The following is a 21,451-nucleotide window of genomic DNA, read 5'->3' on the forward strand; positions in this document are numbered from 1 at the left end:
GGCACATTTCAATGGCAGATCTCACGGCAATAAAACCAGTTATAACCAATGTGTTGCAGGCAATGGACAGCGTAGGAGTAGAGCTGTCGGCGAAACTTGGCGGTATGGATGGGGTAGGTTTTAAATTTTTAGGCATCGTATTTGCCCTAATGTTTCTCTATAACGTATTCATTTTTATGATCGACGGTAGTAACAAAGTAATGGTTGATGTAACCAAACTACTTTTAACATATGTGATATTGGCTTCGATGATCATTGGGTGGAGTAGTCCAATGGGCGGCAATGGCCCAACGTCATCTGTATCAGTGAGCGGATTTTTCCTAAAAGCGATTCCAGATATTGCCGAAGAATTTACCAATGGCAAAGATGCAACGGTTGAGATTGTCGATAAATATGCTACTTCGATTGGGCAAATGTACAAGGTTTTGTCACCACCAGAAAAGGAAACGCAAAGCATTTCTGACAAATTGATCAATGCTGTGCCAATTGCTGGCTTTGCTACGACTGTAAGCTTAATCTCAGGTGGCAATGCAATGCAAAATGCCAGTGGAATATCGCTTTTTATCAGCATTATAATTTTAGTTATTGCCGTATTTTTTCAGCTTTGGGCACTAGTTACTTTTATATTTATTTTGAACGCAGGCCAGCTAATGATGTATGTTGGCCTTGCGCTAGGACCTATCCTTATTCCATTTTTACTAATACCAAAACTGAGTTTCTTGTTTGATGGTTGGCTTAAATTCATGATTTCAGCGAGTTTGTTTAAGGTCGTTGCTGTATTGGTTGGATTGTTGTCACTTGGCACAATCGATGCGATTGTTGTTTATAGCAACGCGGCATCAACTGGCGATGAAAACATAATCTTTCTGTCACTAATGGTTCTTTTTTTTGCGATGCTCGGAAAACAGATGATGGGATTAGCTGACAATATTGCATCTTCAATTGCAACAGGTGGTGCTAATTCAGGTGGTGCGGGCGATAGTCATGCACTATTGGTTGGAGCTGCCAGGACAAATAATAGAGGCAGCAGTACGAAAGAAAAAGTGATAAAAGCCGAAAAGACTACAAAAGCTGCTTAGTAACATTTCAACGTATATTAAACCTTTTAAAATGGTTTAATATACGTTGTTAATTGGGTTCAAAGCAGATGTAAGTAGTGAAAAGGATTTCGAAATAGAAGATGGCCAGAGCGATTAAAAAACAAGAGTTGATACTAGATGCTAGGCTCACAATTAAATTGCCCGCAACGGAGCTTAAAGAGCTGAAAATGATTGCCTTGAAGAACGACACCACCTTGTCAGACTTTGTAAGGGCCGCAATCGAAGAACATAGAAAGAAATTGAAGTGAAATCAGACGTTCAAAGCATTCGGCTGGATCATTTAAATGGTGAGGTTGCTTGTTATGTTGGGACAACCAAAATCTGCTCAGTCAATAAAGAATTACTAAATCTGAATTCATCAGCTGATATTGAAGAGCTCATCAAAATCAACGGCTCAATTTCCATGGCCATAAAAACCATTCAAGAATCTTCTAGTGTTAAGCGCTCCTTCTAGATTGGTAACTCCCTTAATTTGCATGCTTTAAGTCAAGCTGTGCCTAATAAAGCATTGGAGCGGACAAGGCGCTGAATTCAGAGTTGGCGATAAAATCCAATAAAAAGTCACGAGCATGGATGAAATTCAAAAAATAATTAGTCGCTATGATGAGGTGTATATTTCAGAAAGCTTGAAATCCCTTGAAGATATTAATAAATTCACAGGGCTTTTCGTTAAAGATGTGGCTGAAATTTATGATTGCATAACACGGATAAGGAACGTTGATAGGAACCCTGTAGGCTTTTCATTAGATGATGCACCGATTTTGGGATTGCTTACAAAAATATGGAAGTTACTCAAGGAAATCGTTACATATTACGATAAAAATAATGCTGAAATAATTAGCATATTAGAAAGACCTCTTCTGGAGGCATCAATTATTGCTCAATATTTACTAATGCAAGATTCCGCAGTAATGGAAGACTATCGAAAGTGCTCTTATAAAGATCGACTAAGAATATTGAGGGAGTTAAAGGATGGTTCCCATTTTTTTGATACTAAAGCAGGTAAGAGATTGCTTGTGTCAATTCAAGAAAAAATGGATCTCGAAGGTTTTACTGAAGAAAGCTTTCAATCTCAGAAGAAAAATAGCTGGAAGTTACAAGGGAAAAATTTTTTTGAAATTTTTAAAGAAATCACGGATGAAGATCTTTATAAATGTACCTACGGAATAATGTCAGAGTCAATTCATGGCTCATGGAATGAATCAATGGACTGGTGTCTTCAAAAAAATGAAGATTCAACATTTTCAGCTTTTCCTTTCTACCACGAAGCCGATGTAAGATACATCTGCCCAACTATCAAGTTTTGCAATGAACCTTATAGATTATGGTTAAAGAGGATAGACTGCGAAGATGAGTATTTAACGGCTGTTCTTGATTGGGTTGAGAGAGTAAATGCGAGAATATTTATGATTTATGATCAAAAGTATGATGGGCCAAATGGCTAACAAAACGCGACTTTAGGCAAATACAAAAGGAAATTGAATGAATTCCGAAAATGGAAAAATAGAAGGCAGCATGGAAATCTTAAAGGACTTCCAACTTAACGGCACTATTACAGGTAATGCTACAGTTAAAAGCGGAGTGTACTTTAGGCTAAATGGAGTCGTTCTTGGCAATCTAACTATCGAGAATGGCGGTTCCTCTGATATCAATGGCGTAGTATGTGGCAATGTTATTAATGAGGGTGGCACAGTTAGCGTGACAGGTGTTGTTCAGGGCGCAATACATGGTGGGGCTAATATAAGTCCAAATGCAAAGATTGGTTGATCTTAATGCCTATCCACAAGTATTTTAGGGGATGGCAACACATAACTTGAATCTAAATCTCTATCAGGAATTCCAGAATCTCTTGCAATAATCTTTGCTAAAGATAAGTTGTCGCATGATAGGCCTTGGTTATACATATAAAATCCACCACCCAATTAAGGGTGGTGGCGTGCCTAGTATTACCTAGTCGCGAGTTGTTTAGTCTCACGCTTGCCGCAATCGGCCAAATGCTACACAGTAGCCCGTAAATGAGTCGGTTCAATAGTCTGTTTATCACGAGTTCAGACCAGTCGTTTAAAACACTTGCCAACAAAATATAAAAGGTCAGTTCATTAAGCTGTACCTAGTTTATTAAGTCTAAATCCACCACTTTTCGAGCAGTGTATCGCTATAGTCGCTCGAAAAACCCCGCCAAGGGTTTCTCGAGACTTCTGTTTGCCTGCCAAGGCAAAAGCACTTCTTTGTTACAACAACTTTTGGGATTCAACCCAACCGCACTGCGTACCCCTTTACTAACGGTGCCCTCGATGTTTTGAGGATTGCCAGACCTTTCGAGTCTGTTATTTATAGCCAATTACTCAACTATAAAGCCAGGCTTGCGCCCAACAACAACTGTCTTTCAACAACACTTTCAGTAACCTTTCACCCTCCACGTACAAGCTGCGCATATTGCCTATATGCGCCGTGGGTAGGGCTTCAAGTAATTAGTCTCTTTTACATCTTCGTTATAGTACGTCGTAAGCTCACTGTATTAATCTACTAACATTGGCCTTTGCCAATCTTTCAGGGGACCGAGGTTCCATAGCATCTCCCTTACCGATTTCTAATACATTGTTTCCACTTATTCGCAGGCACTGGAGGCCCTAGCGACACTTTTAACGCGGCTTTGCAGCCTCTTTCCTACTTTGCTGTTTCCAGCTTATCAACCCGATTGACGCTCCTCCACGACTCCCTACAGCTTCCCAATTGACTGGTTCACTATCTGGTAGCCACGATACTCACTTTTTCTAGAAGTGTTACCGTATGTGACCGTTTCGATCACTTTCATTGTGGGCCTCGGGTGAGGCACCAACCATGCAACATGTCTATCCCTAGATTTAGCTGCACAACTGGGCGGTGAGTTACACACCGTTTTATTACAAGACAGGGTTTAAGTCTTACTCGATATTTTGAGCTATACACTTTCCCTCTTTCTTACTCGCACAATTTCTATAATTTAAAGCTTATTCAAGGGACAAGATAAAGTGGTGAGTTTAGTTTCAGAAAAAATTACTTTCTAAAGATTACCTCACCACCTCCCTTGATGCACCGCTGATGCGAATTTCTTGGCTGCGGCGCTAAGGTACTTCTCAGTTGGCTGACTGAGTATTGCGGTAAGTTGTTAGAGTTGGCGCTCCCCGAGAAGTCATCCTAAATGGCCTCTGGGGGAGCGCCAATCCTAGCGTCTTAAGTAGATTGTAGACTAGTTATTTTTGCTTTTGTTAATTTTATATAGGAACCTCTATATGTTAACTAACAATAAATATGAACGCATATTAACAATCAAGAGCTTAACCATATTTGTTTATTTACAACAAAGACTTGCTTATTGATAATTAAAATCTTATTTTCTCAATACCTTAATTGCTTAAATTTGAAGAATTTAATTATGCAAACTAAATATGTTCCACACTATTTCGGTGAATTAGTGATTCAAAAATTATCAGGTAGAGTTGGATGGTTAACTGCTGGTGTTGCATCATCTATTCCATGGCCGAAGCTAGATGTTTGGGTGCAGTATGGAGGAGATGATTATATTCTTAGGGGAACAGAACTTAACGGAAAACAGTCACCACCTTGCATCACAGTACCTTGTGATTCTCATCAAGTGGATGAAGTATTGGCTAAAGTTTATCGATTTACTTCAATACTAAGTTGGTATTTACATGGCTATGTAGATGTTTCTGGGTATGTTTCAGGATCACATCCTATGCTATACGGTGACCCTATAAAGGTCTACTCCGAATTAGGTATTTACGGAAGTAAATCATTTAGTTGTAACCATATGCCAATAATAAAGAGTGAAAATGTGCGAAAAGCACTCGCATTTTGGCGCGAAGGTCAAAGGTTGCGGCGAGTGCACAGTAGTTATGCATTTCTAAGTTTTTATAAAGTCATAGAATCTCAATTTTCAAAACCTGCCCTCAAAATAGCCTGGATTAATGAAAATTTAGATAAGTTAACTGCAAAAGCTGCTAGAAGAGTTTTAGACCTTCAAGGAGAAGGTATTGATGTAAGTAAGCATCTATTTGAAAGTGGAAGATGTGCAGTCGCACATGCAACCCTTGAAGGCGAGATCGTTGATCCAGATATACCAGCTGATAGGCGTAGACTAACATCCGATATGGACATTATGGAACAGTTAGCTGAGCGTTACATTAGATGTGAATTAAAAGTCCCAAATGAAAGAACTTTGTATGAATCAAGAAATCGCTTAGAGCCATGGGAAATATTAATATCTCCTGAGAATTTAGCCATTCTAAAAAATGGCGAAACGCCATCGAACTTCACTGATTTAGATAATCTTTATGTTTCAGTAGGTTTATGGCCAGATGGACCAATCCTTGGATTGGAAAATATGATTATGCATGTTGACGTGATAGAAAGGGGTGTTGTAAAAATTGTACTATTCAATAATCGAAAAACAGTATTTCTTGTGTTCTTTTTAGATTTCGTAAATGGCCGTTTACACGCCAATTTAGAAGATGGTGGTTTGTGTAAAGGTGACAATGATCCTAATGAGGATGATGTTAGATCCTATTACTCTTTTTTCTATTATCTTCTATGGAATGGTATAGCGGAACTCACGTGTAATGACATTGAGCCAATTGATTGTGAAGTTATCATACCTGTGAATATTATTCCTCAAAATCCAATTGAGGCAATTGAAAAAACTATTTCAGCATTTCGCTTACAAGAAAATAAAAGCAAAGCATTAAAGTTGTATTAAACTTTTAATGCTTCACTTTTTATTTAAATTAATTCTAATAATTCGTTTGCTTGGTCGGCAGCTTTTAATAGCCTTTCATTTTCAACATTGTTCATTTGCTTAACTAAATCTTGAAGTGTTAAGTCCTTGAACACTTCAATTCGCGGCATGGTTGGTAGTTTCACAGGTAACACCTGCGGATATGCTGACTTACGTTTTTTATTCCAAGTTTTACGACCGTAGTCATTAAGGTCTATAACCTGGTCACGTATCCCGCTAAACATCGGCATATGGCCAATACGACTAAAGTAATCTTTTAAAGCTTGCTCACCTGAGTCTGCTGCACCTTTAGACATGGCAAGTTGATCCTTAAAATACTCCTTTTGCATTTGCCATGTCCATGTGATTTTGCCACCTTGCTTTCTATCACGTTGAATTTGGGTTAAGTGGTATTGATCGCGCCAAGTCAGCGGCACTTTTAGTGCGTCTGACAGTTTTTCTCTTTCATGAGTTAATCCACTGCCTGGCGTAGCTAAAAGCCAATACATAACCTTAGTTTTGTCCTTATCGTGGGGAAAAATCACTAGTTTGGCTGCGGCTTTCCCCTTTTTCTTGAGAGTTTCTCGTTGAGATTGGGTGGCTTCCACACCGTAAAGGCTATTCATTTTAGATGCGAAGGCTTCTGCTTTAGAGAAGTGCATCACACCACAGGTCCAGTTTCGATAGCCAGTGCTTACGAGTAATTGAAGGTAAGACATAGCGGCAGCTTTTGAGGTGGGAATATTGATTGATTGCATGACAAACTCCATCAGTAACAAATTTAGTGAATTGGTTACTGAAGTTTTGAGTTACATCACTTCTTGAAGCGCTAAGCAGCTACCTATTTCTACTTAGTTATGAAGATGTTTAATGCATAAATATATTAGTTTAGATTAACTGAAAATGCAATATATCCTATTGATTTATAGTGATTAATTGATTTTTTGTAGATTTGTTTACTCAATTATTTTTATAGTCTGATGTTGCTCCTATAAAACTGGCTGAAGTTTGGGTTTATCCCTTTTTAAGGCGTTAAGCAGCTACCTAATATCCAGTATTTTGTATTAATTTTAATTCATTAAATTTTATGTTCATGTGTAATACCTATAGAGCTTAGAAAGTTAAATTTTAATAATTGAGGTATTCATAATGAGTAATAAAAAATTAGATGCAAAAAATGTTGTAACTATCGAAATAGACAATGAGTTTGCAGATATTTGTAAGCGTAACTGCACAAATCCAGTTGAAGTCTTAAATGGATTTATTGCTGATTTATGTGAACTAAATAATAGCCATGGAAGCGACGAAAGGCGGTTAGCCAATGATTATTTTGACAGAGTAGGATATTCATGGAGAGCCCAATAAATTGGGGCTAAGTAAATTCTAAAGTAAAAACCACACTCATTATAGAGTGTGGTTTTTTTACTTTTGAGATTTCATGCTCAATATTGTCACTCCTTAGCCAATTTTAAGTGCCTTTGAAGATCCTTCTAAGCCCCTTCAAAGGGTGGCTATACTCCGTTTAAGATAACTTTTTGAAACCCTTCCGAGGCCCTTCTTAGGGTACTAAAAATTATTTACTCACCGTTAAGAAACTCTTTTGAAACCGTTTCGAAACTGTTTCAAAACCCTTACATTAACCCAAGAAAAGTAAACCTGTTTTGGGCATAATACGTGTGCAAAGACGTGCTTGGATGTTTTCAAGACACAACACAAAAAATAAAAATAAGGAGTAGTAAAAATGAATGTTTCAAAGAATAAAATATTAAAAGGATGGGCTTTAAGTGCATTGGTAGCAATGACTGTTGGATGCGCGAGTGTGGACAGCCAAGTTAAATCTAGAGTAGATAACTCTTATAAATTAGTTAAGTCAGCAGATGGAATAGCTTATGGCTCATTTTTCATCTTGGACGATCAATCAGTTAAAACCAAGCTTTGCGAAGCAGTCAATTATTCCGATGCCCGATGTCAAGATTTGGATAACTACAATGCTGTAAATGTATTTCACGGGTTTGGTTTTAAAGCCGCCGCAGCCAATTCTTTAGCGTTAGCACCAAAAGATTTCCCCGCTAAAAATACCTGTGGTCGTGTTGGAGATTCTAAATGCACTTACGTTTCAGTTAAAGTTGCACAGAATTCAATCACCTCAGTTATAGATATCGCATCTGCCAATAACGATAACAAGTGTTACTGGAAGGGTGGCGCTCGCTCTGGTGGCACCGTTTGTCCTGCTTATAACTGGGATTACCGCAAAGATTTAAACGACTGGGATACTACTAACGGCGTATTGTCAGTAGATAAATAAAAAAAGCCATACACGATGTATGGCCTCCTCTTTGCTGCGAATTACAGATTACAGGCCAGTGTTAATTGTCCATGCCCCCGCTTTTGGGGCTGTACAAATCGCTAAAGCCTTACCCGTTAAACCTTTCGCTTTACAACGCACCTCTGCTTCACGCAATTGACGCACCACGTTGGATTCAAGGTAACTATCCAAGAAGTTGTTGAGTCTACTGTTAAGAAACCGTTTTGAAACAGTTCATTAAACCCTTTCGAAACCGTTTGGAAACCCTTTCACTAACCCAATAAAAGTAAACACGTTTTGGGCATAATATGGCAATATTGCAGAATGCCGATTGGGTAGAAAAGCACTTCGATTGCGAATTGAATATAGAGGATACATTATGAATGCAGTCACTTTAACATTAGGTTTAGCCGTTTTAATGACTATTGGCAGCGTAATCATGGCGTATAAATTGCGCAAGATTAATAACGCCCGTGAACAACAAGCTAAGTCAAAAACTTAGATAAAAAGGACAGAATAACTTCTGTCCTAATTTTAGGATTTTTATTATGTACGAATTAGCTATGATTATTTTAACAATCGGCGTTATCTACATTGCTTTGGCGTGTTTTTTTGCAAATAAATTGCACAAGAAAAATCGACAATCCAGAGCGTAATGTGCAGCAATTTTCAACCAATTAAAAATCACCATGCCGACTGGGTAAAGAAGCACTTTGATTGCGAATTACCTAACGAGGAATGGCGCGATGAAACATACCCAACATATTCCGCCCCATTTGTTTACCTTGATGATGGTAAGCCACGCTGCGAGCTAGCCCAGTTTGGCCTTGTTCCGCATTGGGCACCTGATAAAAAGAAATACGGCTTACGCACATACAACGCAAGATCAGAAACTGTTCACGAAAAACCTAGTTATCGAGAGGCTTGGAAGGAACGTAGATTCGGTTTGGTACTTATGGAAAGTTTCTATGAACCTAGTTGGGAAACTGGTAAGGCAGTACGTTGGCGTATCAGAAGATCTGACGGGCAACCATCAGCAGCCGCATCCATTTGGGAACGTATAATCGATAAGGAAACAGGGGAGGTTATATTCTCTTTTTCAATGCTTACAATCAACGCAGATGGCCATGAAGTGATGAAACATTTCCATCGGCCAGAAGATGAAAAGCGTTCAATTGTGGTGCTGAATGATTCGGATTACATGGGTTGGTTGTTTTCAAGTAATCATAAAGCTAATAATTTACTAAAACTAACACCAAAACATTTTTTACTTTCAGAGCCAGCACCCCAAAAATGAATTAAAAACTGGCAATTTAAGTTAGGTCATTGACTTCTAGTAATTTGAACTTGAATCTTTGGTAAGGTTAACTTTCTTAAACTTACCTTCAAAGAGTTCAATGTGTATAGATGGTCGTGAAATTGTATAGCTACGAGATGCTTCAACTTCATCAATCGCAGAATTTAGAAATTGATATAGCATTTCTCCTGTCGAATTGCCTGCTTTTGTCGCGGCTTCAAATTTGGCTTGTGCAGAATCTTCAAATTTCTTCCGCATCCCTAATACTGCAACTTGATTTTGAAGCATTTCTTGTCGATTAAAATAAACTTCAATGACACCATTTACAGTTTTAGACTGCATTCTGTATGTATATAAATGATGCGTATGTTTGCAGGGGCAGTAAATTCCAACTACAAAATCGGTGTGCATATTATTTAAATCTTGTTGGCTGATGCAATACTTTCGAACTGACGAAAGTGCAATATTAAGTGAATGTTCTATTGTATCGGCCAGAAAATCTGCTGTAACTATTCCCTTGAAGTCACTATCTAAAAAAGTATCTTCACCCCACGAGGTTGGGTCTTTAGGATCTTTTAGTAAATTATATTGACAATGCCTTTGTACAATGTAGTTTCCAGGGTTTGAAAAATTTTCATTTCTTTTGTAACTTATTTCTAATTTTTTTAAATGTTCTGTAACTGTATTAATAGCGTGTGAAGCAGCTAAAGTGCTCCCTGAAAAGGCTATAAAGCAATTAGACTCCAAAAATGTAGAAGAATAGCTTTTAAAGTATCTTCCGACGAAATATGGCTTCCATACTTTAATTGTTATTTCATGAATTTTACGATGGCCACTCAATATTGGAGTCGCTCCTTGTGAACCCATTGAAGTAATTACACTATCTGCTACCACAAATAATCCACTTGCTTTAAGTTTAGGAGCTTCTTGACCCTTTGAAGTAGTGCGTTTCTTTTCCTCATCACCCCAAACAGAATCCCAAGGATCTTTTGCTAACTCATGTCCTGCAATAACCAATGTCATAATTGTTTTTCTTAATTAATTTAATAGCTTACTTCAAATAAGTTGGAACCTTAATATTATAGAATGTTTATTAATTTACTTCGGGTAAATCTTCCCACTTAGTCGTATAACTCGGACTCATGTTTTCCTGCTTCATCTTCCAAGGCCGCGTAAAACCCTCGCTGGCCAGCTTAACGGCTTCTTTACCCATTTTACGATTAATCTTATCCATAGCAGCCATCAAAGCATTTGATTTAGGTGAGACTTGCACCTGGCTGAATAAATCGGTTTGCACGCCAGCTGAAGGAACCAGTTCGGAGAGCATTACTCCTGCCTTCGCGTATTTAAAGTTTGGTTTGAATATCTGTTTTAAGCCCCATAGAGCGACGTTTGCCAGTTGTCTAGTGTCATCGGTGGGGGATGGCATTGGAAGTGTCATGCCGTTGCTGTAGTAAGGTTGATTAGGCTTGAATTCACTCGTTCTGATGAATACATATACCGAACCTGCAAATGACTGTTGTTTACGTAATTTCTCTGCAGCGCGACTCATGTACAACGTAATTGATTCTGACAGGCTGTTGTAGTCGTACACTGCATGGCCGAAGCTCCTTGAGCTAACTATCTGCTTCTTAGGCGGAGCAATTTCCTCCATCTCAATGCAGACTATGCCATTTAACTCATGAATCGTTTTCTGCATGACAACACTGAATTGCTGTCGCAACGCATTCGCATCAGCGCGTTTTAAATCCAGTACGGTGTTGTAACCAAGCGCTTGCAGCTTGGGGGCTAGTTTGCGGCCCACACCCCAAATCTCACCAACTCCAATTTGACCTAATAGATTATCCAGCTCAATAACTGGCATGGCATTGAAATTACACACGCCATTAAATTCAGAACGCTTTTTAGCACAATGATTGGCCAGTTTGGATAGTGTTTTAGTTGAAGCAATGCCAACACATACGGGCAGCCCAGTCCACTTCAGAACACGCTTGCGCATCTGTTGGCCATAATTGATTAGATCCAGCGATTTAAATGCAGTGAGTTCGAGGAAGGATTCATCAATCGAATAAACCTCTTGGTCTGGGCTAAATTCGCGCAAGATATTCATGACGCGATTGCTCATGTCAGCATAGAGGGCATAGTTGCTTGAGAGGGCTTTGATGCCATGTTGCTTGGCCAAGTCTGCGAACTTAAACCAAGGCGCACCCATGCCGACACCTAGCGCTTTAACCTCATTGCTACGAGCTACGGCGCAGCCATCATTATTTGATAAAACAACGACAGGAATATTAATTAGCTTGGGATTAAATACACGTTCACACGAAACGTAAAAGTTGTTTACGTCGATAAGGGCAATACTGCGCATACAACACTACTTTTGGAAACGTCTAAAGGAGCCTGTGCAAACTCCCCAGATTTCAAACTGCATTTCTTCAGTAATTTCTATGGGGGAATATGCGCCTGTGGAATTTGCTGGTAAAAGTCTTGGGGCTTTCGTCTTGCTATGACGACCAAGAATTTTAATAGTGAATTCACCATTCACAATAGCCAACACGATATCGCCAACAGAAGCATCTTTAGAGCGATCAATTACGGCTTTATCACCTGGTAACAAGCCGACATCAATCATTGATTGACCTTGGATGGTTACGAAGAATGTAGCGTCTTTTTGATCAATCAAGAACTCACTTGGATCAAGGCGTGTTTCTACATGGTCGTCAGCTGGTGATGGAAAGCCTGCAGAGACTTTTGATGAATACAATGGAAGTGATACAGGCAACGCGCTAAGACTCGGTAACTCAAACTCTGCAATCACATCTAGATCAGTCAATAATTTTTTATGCTGGTAGGCTGCCAAAAAATCTTTAATGACAGGTTCTTGACTGACTGGAACACGGACTACAGATGTCGGCTCACCAAACTTGCCTGTACCTTCTCTGCGGCCAGCATTAGGCCGAGCACCACCATGGGTTATTTCTAAAATATTTGATTTATTATCGTTCATTTGATTATTGTAACAGTAATCAAGTTTAAAATTGCTATATTGCTATATTGCTATATTGCTATATTGCTATATTGCTATATTGCTATATTGCTATATTGCTATATTGCTATATTGCTATATCGCTATATCGCTATATCGCTATATCGCTATAATTATAGATAACCGATTCGTAATGGAGATTTGATATGTTTTTATATATTTTTGCGGCTGGATTGTTGGCTGATGCCCACCATCAATCAAATGAAGGTTTGTACTTTTTCGGTTATTTTCTTTGTGGCTTTGCATTCTTAATGTCTATTGCATCTTTTGTTGGTGCTATGAAGCTAAAAAATATTAATGATAAAAGGGAACAGGATAAAAGCATTGCAGCTCGATTAAAGTTAAGCGTGAAGCCATAATCAGATAGTTTACAAATTCAGCTATTGATTCAGAGTTAAATTAAGGAAGTTAGATATTTCCTAATTGAGCTTACTTTGACTAGAATATTTTCGAACAGACTCTCTGTCTCTATAATTACTGTTAAGTGTGTTTAATCTGGAGCCTGGTTAGTGTTTAGTGATTCTGATCGCAACTTTATGGCCAGCAACATGAAAATTGTTGTTGAATCTATTGAACACAAACTTAATGAATCGTTTTTTGCCGAATTCAAGCCAATTGCGATTAGCACAATATCTACATACATTGAAGCCATTAAAAATTTCGAGGCGTCAGGAGTAAAACGGGACTTGGATTTTGGCCAAGACAACGAGGCTGAAGAGTTTATACGTTCACATCACTGCGACCTTGTAGATGAAATCGACAATGAGGATGTTATTCAGGTGCTTGATACTTTACGGTACTCATTTTCGTGTTATGCATACAACGGCCTTCACCAACTCTATACTCGCCAAGAAAACGAATGTTGGCATCCCAAAATAAAACTCACAGAGGTTCTAACGCCTAATGATATTGAATTACTTGATCAAGTTCTAACCCTGTATCGAGGTTGCGATATTAGTGAGCTTGAAAATAACTCTTTCGGTCAGGCGTGGACTACTTCATTAGAGGCGGCCAAAGAGTTCGCATACATTCATTATCGAAACCAAGCTTGGTTCAATGAAAACAACAGAGTCGTGTTAGAAACAACATACTCCAAAGATCATGTATTATTTTCAGATCAATCAGATGAGTATGAAGTGGTGGTTGATGTGGGAAAATTAGTTGATGTACGTAAACACTCCTAACCTTTCAGTCAACCTGACCGCCCAAAGCTGCGCTTTGGGTTCCCTCCATCCCTCTGGCATTTCGGCGGCAGGTTGCTTCCAACGTTAAGCTCTTAGTCGCCACATTCATGTTTTAATTCATCAGACACAGCCAATTGGAAGATTCGAAATGGAAATCGGAAAAACATACGACATTGCCTTTTCAACAGGCCGCTATGAGATTGAATATGAAAAGTATGTGACATGCATTAAGAAAACACCGAAGTCATATCGCGTAAAAAGAGTGAATGGAACTACTAGGCTCGTCGGCCATGACTCCATTTTGGAATTAAAAGAAGTTTCACCACTAACTGGAATGGAAACTCCGTTGAACTGAACATTTGGCCTACTCATCATTCAAGCAGAATGTCCGAATTGGGCCGTTTTCGACTACTTAGGATTGACGTTATCCGGCCCGAAGCAGCCATTCGCTAAATAAATATATCTCTTGACTGTATTTCTATATTTATGGAAATATAGCTACATGGATATTAAATCAGCCGTATTACAACTTTCATCAATTGCCCAAGAAGCGCGTCTGGAAATATTCAGACTACTGGTGCAGGCTGGACCAGAAGGCCTGCCTGCCGGAAGCATTGGCGAAACACTTCAAATCCCCGCCAGCACGCTTTCATTCCATCTTAAAGAATTAAGCCATGCTGGATTGATTCATTCACGCCAAGTGAGCCGTTTTATTTACTACTCAGCAAACTATGAGGCTATGAATGGCTTGCTAGCTTACCTCACTGAAAATTGCTGTGCAGGGGCAAAAGATTGCGCTCCTTCCTCTATATGCAAACCAAAATAGAGAGTTCTAAGTAAGGATGGGTATGGATAAAGTAACTGAATCAGGCGAATTGCAAATCACTAAACCAGCAATCGGAACTTTTGAACGCAATCTAACGTGGTGGGTGCTTGGCTGTATTGCTGTAGGTATCGCACTAGGCAAAGTCTTTCCAAGTTTCTTCCAATTAGTAGGAAGTCTAAAGGTTGCGGAAGTGAATTTTCCAGTAGCGGTGTTGATATGGCTGATGATTATTCCGATGTTGCTTAAAATTGACTTCAGTGCAATGAAAGAAGTGCTGACACATAGCAAAGGCATAGGAGTAACACTGTTTATCAATTGGGTGGTGAAGCCCTTCTCAATGGCATTACTGGCTTGGATATTTATACGACACTTATTTGCTGGCTTGTTACCTGTAGAACAGATTGATAGCTACATCGCAGGATTGATTCTATTAGCCGCTGCGCCATGCACGGCAATGGTATTTGTATGGAGTGGCTTATGTGGTGGTGAGCCTAAGTTTACGCTCTCTCAAGTGGCAATTAATGATGCCATTATGTTGTTTGCATTCGCTCCACTTGTTGCTTTGTTACTCGGCCTATCAAGCATTACTGTGCCTTGGGCTACGCTATTTTTATCTGTTTTGTTGTTTATCGTAGTGCCTGTGGTGATTAGTCAAATCTTACGTAAACTACTGCTATCAAAAGACGTTAATACTTTAGAAATCACGCTTAAACGCTTACATCCAATCTCACTCTTAGCATTACTCATTACATTAGTACTCTTGTTTGCATTTCAAGGCGAGCAAATATTAGCTCAGCCTATCATTATTGGACTTCTAGCCATTCCAATTACTATTCAGGTGTATTTCAATTCAATGTTGGCCTATTGGCTGAATAAGAAACTCAAAGTAGCACATTGCGTAGCTGGTCCATCTGCACTAATTGGTGCTTCAAATTTCTTTGAGCTAGCTGTGGCTACTGCAATTGCATTATTTGGGTTTAACTCAGGTGCAGCTCTTGCCACTGTTGTTGGTGTGTTGATTGAAGTGCCTGTGATGTTATCGGTGGTATCTATCGTTAATCGCAGTAAACATTGGTATGAAACTAATTAATTTTAAGAGTAACGCATGAACATATTATTTTTATGTACGGGCAATTCTTGCCGTTCCATCTTAGCTGAAGCGACATTTAATGCATTAGCACCTAGTGGCATAAAACCATGAGTGCAGGTAGTCAGCCTGCTGGATATGTGCATCCGAAATCTATTGCTTTGTTAATATCTAAAGGCATTGCAACTGAAGGCTATTACAGTAAGTCTTGGGATAACCTACCAGTAACACCCGATATCGTAATTACTGTTTGTGGTAATGCTGCAGGTGAAACTTGTCCAGCTTATTTAGGCAAAGTGATTAGAGCGCATTGGGGTGTTGAAGACCCTGCAAAAGCAACAGGAACCGATGCAGAGATTGATGCGGCTTTTGAATTGGCCTATTTAATACTGCGTAAACGTATTGAAGCATTTATAAAATTACCAGCATCACTATTTGAAGCTAAAAACGAAGCTCAACTTCAAGCTCAGCTCAATGCAATTGGTGAGATTAATTAAATGGAAACAATTGATATTTTGCCAAACATTGACAATACACTGCTCAGTAAAACTCACGTTTCTGAGTTAACCAATTACACGCCCTCTACACATGCACCTCGTTTTTTATTGCTATATGGCTCTTTACGGGAACGGTCTTACAGTAAATTACTGATACTTGAAGCGGCTAGATTGCTCGAAGCATTAGGAGGCGAAGTTAAGATATTCGACCCGCATGGTTTGCCATTACCTGATGATGCGCCAGACACACATTCCAAAGTGCAGGAGTTACGAGAACTGGCGCTATGGTCTGAAGGCATGGTGTGGTGCTCACCTGAAAGACATGGCGCAATGACTGGCATCATGAAGGCACAAATTGATTGGATACCATTAACCATGGGCGCTGTTAGACCAACGCAGGGGAAAACACTTGCCGTCATGGAAGTATCGGGTGGTTCTCAATCATTCAACGCAGTCAATCAAATGAGAATATTGGGACGCTGGATGCGGATGATTACTATACCCAACCAATCATCTGTCGCTAAAGCTTTCCAAGAATTTAATGAGGATGGCAGAATGAAGCCATCTGCATACTATGACCGAGTGGTTGATGTGATGGAGGAACTGGTTAAATTCACGTTATTAACACGTGATGTATCAGGGTTACTGGTAGATCGATACAGTGAACGTAAAGAATCAGTGGATGCACTCAGCAGTCGTGTTAATCAGCAAAAGATTTAAGAAAGTAAAACATCCTAATGACGACCTCACCAATATCCGAACCTACACGCGAAGAAATCAATCAACTCACTGGTGCTGTGATGCTGGAGTTTGGTGCTGAGTGGTGTGAATATTGCCAAGTGGCACAAGACATTATTTCCTCTGAGCTTGTCCTACACCACAATATACGGCATATCAAGATTGAAGATGGCAAGGGTCGCGTTCTTGGTAGGACATTTACTGTTAAGCTTTGGCCGACTTTGATTTTTATGAAAAATGGAGTCGAGTTGAAACGATTAGTAAGGCAATTCAACCCCGAAGAGATTGAATCAGCATTAAACTTGATTGATTAGTAATTATTATAGTTAATTACAATCGTCTACTTTGAGCCGCTTCATGTCTTTTTGCTGAGATGTAATAGTTCGGCCCTAAGCGGATTGTGAATTCAAGTTAAAATCATAAAACTACATTTTATGTGTGAGAATTTCTCAAACGTAATGCATTCGTAATCACAGAAACTGAACTCAAACTCATCGCCAAAGCCGCAATCATGGGTGAGAGTAACCATCCAGTGAATGGATAAAGCACTCCCGCAGCTAGCGGCACACCTAATGCGTTATAAACAAAAGCAAAACCTAAGTTTTGTTTCATATTAGCGATGGTTTGCTCCGATATAGCACGAGCTTGCGCAATCCCGCGTAAGTCACCCTTAACGAGTGTTACCTGAGCGCTATTCATCGCTACATCAGTGCCAGTACCCATAGCGACACCAACGTCAGCTTTCGCAAGCGCAGGGGCATCGTTGATACCGTCTCCTGCCATTGCCACAATACGACCTTCGCGCTGCAACTTATCTACGAGTGCTAATTTGTCTGCAGGTTTAACTTCTCCATATACTTCATCAATACCTAACTTGGAGGCCACGGACTTTGCTGTCATCAATCCATCGCCTGTCGCCATGATGACGCGCATGCCAGATGATTGTAAAGTAGCCAATGCTTCGGCTGTGCTTTCCTTAATTGGATCTGACACGGAAAGCAACCCTGCTAGCTGACCATCAACGGCCAAATACATCACGCTGGCGCCTGTAGCACGTAATTCTTCTGCCTGTACTTTCAATGATTCGATATGCACATTAAGTTGAGTCATCAGCGCAGTATTCCCTAGGGCCAGTTGTTTGCCGTTTACACGGCCACGCACACCAATACCCGTACTGGATTCAAAGTCTTCTACTTTATCAATAACCAAACCCTTTTCACGCGCGGCTTTCACAATAGCATCAGCTAATGGGTGTTCACTGCCTTGGTCAAGGCTGGCTGCTAGACCTAATACTTCGTCTTCGGTATAACCTGATAATGCCAAAGCTTGATTAAAGCGCGGCTTTCCTTCTGTCAGCGTACCAGTCTTGTCTACGATTAAGGTATCTACTTTACGGAAGTTTTCGATAGCGGCTGCGTCGCGGAACAGAACACCCTGCGTTGCTGCCTTACCAGTAGCGACCATGATTGACATCGGAGTAGCTAATCCCAAAGCGCAAGGGCATGCAATGATAAGCACCGCCACTGCGTTGATCAAGCCATAAACCCAGCTAGGTTCTGGACCAAATAACCCCCAAACAACAAATGTCAGCAATGCGATTGCAACGACAGTGACTACAAAGTAGCCAGCCACTTGGTCTGCCATACGTTGCATCGGTGCTTTGGAGCGCTGGGCTTGGATAACCATCTGCACGATACTGGCCAATACAGTTTGCGAACCTACTTTTTCTGAGCGCATGATTAGTGCGCCGTTAGTGTTTAGCGTTGCGCCAATGAGCTTATCGCCGACACCTTTAGTCACGGGCATTGGTTCACCGGTGAGCATGGACTCATCTACAGCGCTGCCACCCTCAGTCACCACACCGTCGACAGGGATTTTTTCACCTGGACGTATCCGTAACATGTCACCAACATGTACATGCGTGAGAGGAACATCTTCTTCCACTCCATCAGCATTTATTCTGCGAGCTGTTTTAGGTGATAAACCAAGCAATGATTTTATTGCAGCAGACGTTTGTGAACGTGCTTTGAGCTCTAGAATTTGGCCGAGTAATGTTAACGATATAATCACTGCTGCCGCTTCAAAGTATACGGATACACGACCCATTGCCATAAATGATGCAGGGAATACGTTTGGTGCAACCGTGGCCACAACGCTATAAATGAAAGCCGCTGCAGTACCCAATCCAATCAACGTCCACATATTTGGACTACGATTGATTACTGATTGGATACCCCGCTCGAAGAAAGGCCAGCCTGCCCATAGCACTATAGGTAGCGTTAACACCAGTTCAATCCAACTTTGTGTGGTCATCTCAAACCACTGCAACCGATGACCAAGCATGGCTAAGAAAGTGACGATAATAGTGAGCGGAAGCGTCCAGATAAATCGTCTTTTAAAGTCGTGCAATTCTGGACTCTCAGCATCATCTAAAATAGGCATTTCTGGCTCTAATGCCATGCCACACTTTGGACAATCTCCAGCCTGATCTTGCCGAACCTCTGGGTGCATCGGACAAGTGTATATAGTCCCAGTGGGGATAGGTTCGGACAAAGTAGATTTTGTTTCTAAAACTTTGCTATCCGAGCTTGAGTTTTTATCTGAATACTTCGCTGGATCACCCACAAACTTAGCTCTGCAGCTAGCACTACAGAAATAAACTGGCTTGCCTTTGTAATTGAATACGTTAGGAGATTGATCTGTCACCGCCATGCCGCAGACGGGGTCTTTTAATGCTTGCAATACAGGACTATTTATAATCATGATGTCTCACTCCTGCTGTTATAAAGCAATTATCCGCAACAGCCTTTACCTTGAGATTGCTGTGCAGTATTGGATGTATCTACCCCATAACCAGCTCCTATTACCGCTGATTTTAATTGTTCAGGAGAGGTTAATTTCTCGTCATATTGCACTGTTGCCTTCCCATCGGATAAAGAAACGGTGACATCATTAACTCCATTAACGGTTTTAAGCGCTTGTGTAACATTAGATGTACAACCGCCACAGGTCATTCCTGTTACTTGTATAATTTCAGCTTGCATGGTGAAACTCCTTTTTCATTGTATTCAAGCAAATATCTGCCAACTTGTCATCTATCAATTGATGTTCAAAGTCTGTTCGATAACACATCTTAGATGTAAAGACGCATTGAATTAACAACACCAGCTATACTAACTTTTATAGCTGGTGTTAAGTTAAATCAATGCTCCATATGCTCCATCGGTTTTCGTACAGACATTTCCGTACCGCCTTCTGGAACAGTCATCTCTGATCGTTCAACAGGTGGTAAATCGTTAATCACTTCATGTGCAACTGTACCTTTAGGGTTTTTGTAAGGTCCTGGATCTTTATAATCGTTACGCGCTAAACCTTCACGCACTTTGAGCGTGGTGAACATGCCACCCATATCAATGGCACCGAATTGACCAGTGCCGGACATCATGGGCAGTGTATTCTCTGGCAGCGGCATATCCATCATGCCAGCCATTTCACTCATCTCGGCCATACCAGTTGCGCCCATGGGCATGTAGTCAGGCACTAGATTACCAATTTTTTTCACCAAATCCCCTTGCTTTACACCGAGTAATGTAGGTACGTCATGCCCCATCGGGTTCATAGTGTGGTGACTTTTATGGCAATGAAATGCCCAATCTCCAGGATTATTCGCCACAAATTCAATGGCGCGCATCTGGCCTACCGCGATGTCTGTAGTAACCTCTGGCCAGCGTGCTGTTTTCGGCACCCAACCGCCATCGGTGCCAGTCACTTCAAATTCATGTCCGTGCAAGTGGATGGGGTGATTCGTCATGGTGAGGTTGCCAACACGAATGCGTACTCGGTCGTTTTTGCGCACTACCAATGGGTCTGTGCCTGGAAAAACGCGGCTATTAAATGCCCACAAATTGAAGTTCAGCATTTCCGCTATCCGAGGTGTATAGCTACCAGGCTCTATATCGTAGGAACTGAGTAAAAATACAAAATCTCGGTCAACGGCCATGAATTTAGGATTTTTTGGATGCGTCACCCAACTACCCATCATGCCCATCGCCATTTGCACCATTTCATCGGCGTGTGGGTGGTACATGAAGGTACCTGGACGCTTAGCCTCAAACTCATAGACAAAAGTTTTCCCAGGTTGTATTGGTGGCTGTGTTAAACCACTCACGCCGTCCATTCCGTTTGGCAATGGCTGTCCGTGCCAGTGAATGCTTGTATGTTCAGGTAGTCTATTCGTTACAAATATTCTTACTTTATCGCCTTCAACTACTTCAATAGTAGGCCCTGGGCTTTGGCCGTTATAACCCCATAAGTGCGCTTTCATACCAGGTGCAATTTCACGTAATACTGGTTCAGCCACTAAATGAAATTCTTTTACGCCTTTATTCATACGCCATGGCAAAGTCCAACCGTTAAGTGTTACTACTGGATTGTAAGGTCGGCCGGTATTGGGTTGCAACGGCGCTTGAGTATTAGCATGCTCTGTAGAAACAATTTCTGGTAATGCGGCCATTGCTACTTTACTAACTGCGGATGCAGCAATACCTGCACCTGCTAATCTAAAAAAGTCACGTCTGTTAAATTTAGAAAAATCCAT

Annotated in this window: 23 protein-coding genes and 1 pseudogene; 16 read left to right on the forward strand and 8 right to left on the reverse strand. The window is 40.5% G+C overall.

The window, feature by feature from the left end; all coding sequences use genetic code 11:
* The first annotated feature begins 11 nt into the window (after nucleotides 1–11).
* The 6 genes from K370_RS00120 (at nucleotide 12) to mauJ (ending at nucleotide 5,856) form a co-directional block, all read left to right on the forward strand.
* Nucleotides 12–1,079, forward strand: coding sequence for a type IV secretion system protein (locus K370_RS00120; protein WP_047536661.1), 1,068 nt, complete (start codon nucleotides 12–14; stop codon nucleotides 1,077–1,079).
* Between the two features lie 101 nt (nucleotides 1,080–1,180).
* Nucleotides 1,181–1,348, forward strand: a complete 168-nt coding sequence (locus K370_RS12380) for a ribbon-helix-helix protein, CopG family (RefSeq protein ID WP_081977123.1) — start codon at nucleotides 1,181–1,183, stop codon at nucleotides 1,346–1,348.
* Entirely contained in the window at nucleotides 1,345–1,554 is a 210-nt protein-coding gene (locus tag K370_RS00125; RefSeq protein WP_047536664.1) for a hypothetical protein, read from the forward strand. Before K370_RS12380 ends, K370_RS00125 begins: the two co-directional genes overlap by 4 nt.
* 115 nt (nucleotides 1,555–1,669) lie before the next feature.
* Nucleotides 1,670–2,545, forward strand: coding sequence for a DUF5677 domain-containing protein (locus K370_RS00130; RefSeq protein ID WP_047536667.1), 876 nt, complete (start codon nucleotides 1,670–1,672; stop codon nucleotides 2,543–2,545).
* Nucleotides 2,546–2,582: 37 nt separating this feature from the next.
* Entirely contained in the window at nucleotides 2,583–2,867 is a 285-nt protein-coding gene (locus K370_RS00135; protein ID WP_052185112.1) for a hypothetical protein, read from the forward strand.
* A 1,648-nt stretch (nucleotides 2,868–4,515) separates the two neighbouring features.
* Entirely contained in the window at nucleotides 4,516–5,856 is a 1,341-nt protein-coding gene (gene mauJ / locus K370_RS00140) for a methylamine utilization protein MauJ (RefSeq protein WP_047536670.1), read from the forward strand.
* A gap of 23 nt (nucleotides 5,857–5,879) precedes the next feature.
* Here the strand turns inward: mauJ and K370_RS00145 are convergent, their stop codons facing one another.
* Nucleotides 5,880–6,632: a hypothetical protein gene (locus K370_RS00145; RefSeq protein ID WP_152603127.1), complete on the reverse strand. Its 753-nt coding sequence runs from the start codon at nucleotides 6,630–6,632 to the stop codon at nucleotides 5,880–5,882.
* Nucleotides 6,633–7,023: 391 nt separating this feature from the next.
* Here K370_RS00145 and K370_RS00150 point away from each other — a divergent pair, with 391 nt between their 5' ends.
* Together K370_RS00150 and K370_RS00155 are read left to right on the forward strand one after the other, a co-directional pair.
* Nucleotides 7,024–7,239 (forward strand): hypothetical protein, encoded by a 216-nt coding sequence (locus K370_RS00150; protein WP_047536676.1) that lies wholly within the window; start codon nucleotides 7,024–7,026, stop codon nucleotides 7,237–7,239.
* Between the two features lie 376 nt (nucleotides 7,240–7,615).
* The gene (locus K370_RS00155) at nucleotides 7,616–8,179 is read left to right on the forward strand and encodes a hypothetical protein (RefSeq protein ID WP_047536679.1); all 564 of its coding nucleotides are present in this window, start codon (nucleotides 7,616–7,618) and stop codon (nucleotides 8,177–8,179) included.
* Nucleotides 8,180–8,227: 48 nt separating this feature from the next.
* Here K370_RS00155 and K370_RS12210 read toward each other — a convergent pair whose 3' ends face one another.
* Nucleotides 8,228–8,371, reverse strand: a complete 144-nt coding sequence (locus tag K370_RS12210; RefSeq protein ID WP_160255831.1) for a hypothetical protein — start codon at nucleotides 8,369–8,371, stop codon at nucleotides 8,228–8,230.
* A gap of 463 nt (nucleotides 8,372–8,834) precedes the next feature.
* On the opposite strand from K370_RS12210, the gene K370_RS00160 reads away from it, so the two are divergent.
* Nucleotides 8,835–9,476 carry an SOS response-associated peptidase gene (locus K370_RS00160; protein WP_047536682.1) on the forward strand — a complete coding sequence of 214 codons (642 nt, stop codon included), beginning with the start codon at nucleotides 8,835–8,837 and terminating at the stop codon, nucleotides 9,474–9,476.
* 36 nt (nucleotides 9,477–9,512) lie between these two features.
* Here K370_RS00160 and K370_RS00165 read toward each other — a convergent pair whose 3' ends face one another.
* The 3 genes from K370_RS00165 to K370_RS00175 form a co-directional block, all read right to left on the reverse strand.
* Complete coding sequence (locus K370_RS00165; RefSeq protein WP_052185113.1) at nucleotides 9,513–10,499, reverse strand: hypothetical protein; 987 nt, start codon at nucleotides 10,497–10,499, stop codon at nucleotides 9,513–9,515.
* Between the two features lie 70 nt (nucleotides 10,500–10,569).
* Nucleotides 10,570–11,844, reverse strand: a complete 1,275-nt coding sequence (locus K370_RS00170; protein ID WP_047536685.1) for a Y-family DNA polymerase — start codon at nucleotides 11,842–11,844, stop codon at nucleotides 10,570–10,572.
* Nucleotides 11,845–11,850: 6 nt separating this feature from the next.
* Nucleotides 11,851–12,483 carry a LexA family protein gene (locus K370_RS00175; protein ID WP_047536688.1) on the reverse strand — a complete coding sequence of 211 codons (633 nt, stop codon included), beginning with the start codon at nucleotides 12,481–12,483 and terminating at the stop codon, nucleotides 11,851–11,853.
* 185 nt (nucleotides 12,484–12,668) lie between these two features.
* On the opposite strand from K370_RS00175, the gene K370_RS00180 reads away from it, so the two are divergent.
* From K370_RS00180 to K370_RS00215, 7 genes and pseudogenes are all read left to right on the forward strand, one after another.
* Nucleotides 12,669–12,881 carry a hypothetical protein gene (locus tag K370_RS00180; protein ID WP_047536691.1) on the forward strand — a complete coding sequence of 71 codons (213 nt, stop codon included), beginning with the start codon at nucleotides 12,669–12,671 and terminating at the stop codon, nucleotides 12,879–12,881.
* A gap of 150 nt (nucleotides 12,882–13,031) precedes the next feature.
* Nucleotides 13,032–13,706, forward strand: a complete 675-nt coding sequence (locus tag K370_RS00185; protein WP_152603128.1) for a hypothetical protein — start codon at nucleotides 13,032–13,034, stop codon at nucleotides 13,704–13,706.
* A gap of 502 nt (nucleotides 13,707–14,208) precedes the next feature.
* Nucleotides 14,209–14,532, forward strand: coding sequence for an ArsR/SmtB family transcription factor (locus K370_RS00195; protein WP_047536699.1), 324 nt, complete (start codon nucleotides 14,209–14,211; stop codon nucleotides 14,530–14,532).
* A 22-nt stretch (nucleotides 14,533–14,554) separates the two neighbouring features.
* Nucleotides 14,555–15,622: an ACR3 family arsenite efflux transporter gene (gene arsB, locus K370_RS00200; protein WP_047538601.1), complete on the forward strand. Its 1,068-nt coding sequence runs from the start codon at nucleotides 14,555–14,557 to the stop codon at nucleotides 15,620–15,622.
* A 15-nt stretch (nucleotides 15,623–15,637) separates the two neighbouring features.
* Nucleotides 15,638–16,116 (forward strand): annotated as a pseudogene (locus tag K370_RS00205) (arsenate reductase ArsC).
* Nucleotides 16,117–16,836, forward strand: a complete 720-nt coding sequence (gene arsH, locus K370_RS00210) for an arsenical resistance protein ArsH (RefSeq protein ID WP_047536702.1) — start codon at nucleotides 16,117–16,119, stop codon at nucleotides 16,834–16,836.
* Between the two features lie 17 nt (nucleotides 16,837–16,853).
* The gene (locus tag K370_RS00215; protein ID WP_047536705.1) at nucleotides 16,854–17,168 is read left to right on the forward strand and encodes a thioredoxin family protein; all 315 of its coding nucleotides are present in this window, start codon (nucleotides 16,854–16,856) and stop codon (nucleotides 17,166–17,168) included.
* Between the two features lie 118 nt (nucleotides 17,169–17,286).
* On the opposite strand, the gene K370_RS00220 is transcribed toward K370_RS00215, so the two are convergent.
* From K370_RS00220 to K370_RS00230, 3 genes are all read right to left on the reverse strand, one after another.
* On the reverse strand, nucleotides 17,287–19,617 hold the full coding sequence (locus K370_RS00220) for a heavy metal translocating P-type ATPase (RefSeq protein ID WP_047536708.1): 2,331 nt from the start codon (nucleotides 19,615–19,617) through the stop codon (nucleotides 17,287–17,289).
* 29 nt (nucleotides 19,618–19,646) lie between these two features.
* Entirely contained in the window at nucleotides 19,647–19,898 is a 252-nt protein-coding gene (locus tag K370_RS00225) for a heavy-metal-associated domain-containing protein (RefSeq protein ID WP_047536710.1), read from the reverse strand.
* 158 nt (nucleotides 19,899–20,056) lie between these two features.
* Nucleotides 20,057–21,451 (reverse strand): multicopper oxidase family protein, encoded by a 1,395-nt coding sequence (locus K370_RS00230; protein ID WP_047536713.1) that lies wholly within the window; start codon nucleotides 21,449–21,451, stop codon nucleotides 20,057–20,059.

Origin of the sequence: Methylotenera versatilis 7 (assembly GCF_000799165.1) — a bacterium.
GTDB lineage: Bacteria > Pseudomonadota > Gammaproteobacteria > Burkholderiales > Methylophilaceae > Methylotenera_A > Methylotenera_A versatilis_A.

Coding starts and splice junctions, on each gene's coding strand:
- K370_RS00120 (WP_047536661.1), top strand. CDS start 12: ATGGCAGATCTCACGGCAATAAAACCAGTTATAACCAATGTGTTGCAG.
- K370_RS00170 (WP_047536685.1), bottom strand. CDS start 11,844: ATGCGCAGTATTGCCCTTATCGACGTAAACAACTTTTACGTTTCGTGT.
- K370_RS00135 (WP_052185112.1), top strand. CDS start 2,583: ATGAATTCCGAAAATGGAAAAATAGAAGGCAGCATGGAAATCTTAAAG.
- K370_RS00225 (WP_047536710.1), bottom strand. CDS start 19,898: ATGCAAGCTGAAATTATACAAGTAACAGGAATGACCTGTGGCGGTTGT.
- K370_RS00220 (WP_047536708.1), bottom strand. CDS start 19,617: ATGATTATAAATAGTCCTGTATTGCAAGCATTAAAAGACCCCGTCTGC.
- mauJ (WP_047536670.1), top strand. CDS start 4,516: ATGCAAACTAAATATGTTCCACACTATTTCGGTGAATTAGTGATTCAA.
- K370_RS00180 (WP_047536691.1), top strand. CDS start 12,669: ATGTTTTTATATATTTTTGCGGCTGGATTGTTGGCTGATGCCCACCAT.
- arsH (WP_047536702.1), top strand. CDS start 16,117: ATGGAAACAATTGATATTTTGCCAAACATTGACAATACACTGCTCAGT.
- K370_RS00230 (WP_047536713.1), bottom strand. CDS start 21,451: ATGGATTTTTCTAAATTTAACAGACGTGACTTTTTTAGATTAGCAGGT.
- K370_RS00145 (WP_152603127.1), bottom strand. CDS start 6,632: ATGCAATCAATCAATATTCCCACCTCAAAAGCTGCCGCTATGTCTTAC.
- K370_RS00130 (WP_047536667.1), top strand. CDS start 1,670: ATGGATGAAATTCAAAAAATAATTAGTCGCTATGATGAGGTGTATATT.
- K370_RS00155 (WP_047536679.1), top strand. CDS start 7,616: ATGAATGTTTCAAAGAATAAAATATTAAAAGGATGGGCTTTAAGTGCA.
- K370_RS00195 (WP_047536699.1), top strand. CDS start 14,209: ATGGATATTAAATCAGCCGTATTACAACTTTCATCAATTGCCCAAGAA.
- K370_RS12380 (WP_081977123.1), top strand. CDS start 1,181: ATGGCCAGAGCGATTAAAAAACAAGAGTTGATACTAGATGCTAGGCTC.
- K370_RS00160 (WP_047536682.1), top strand. CDS start 8,835: ATGTGCAGCAATTTTCAACCAATTAAAAATCACCATGCCGACTGGGTA.
- K370_RS00150 (WP_047536676.1), top strand. CDS start 7,024: ATGAGTAATAAAAAATTAGATGCAAAAAATGTTGTAACTATCGAAATA.
- K370_RS00215 (WP_047536705.1), top strand. CDS start 16,854: ATGACGACCTCACCAATATCCGAACCTACACGCGAAGAAATCAATCAA.
- K370_RS00175 (WP_047536688.1), bottom strand. CDS start 12,483: ATGAACGATAATAAATCAAATATTTTAGAAATAACCCATGGTGGTGCT.
- K370_RS00165 (WP_052185113.1), bottom strand. CDS start 10,499: ATGACATTGGTTATTGCAGGACATGAGTTAGCAAAAGATCCTTGGGAT.
- arsB (WP_047538601.1), top strand. CDS start 14,555: ATGGATAAAGTAACTGAATCAGGCGAATTGCAAATCACTAAACCAGCA.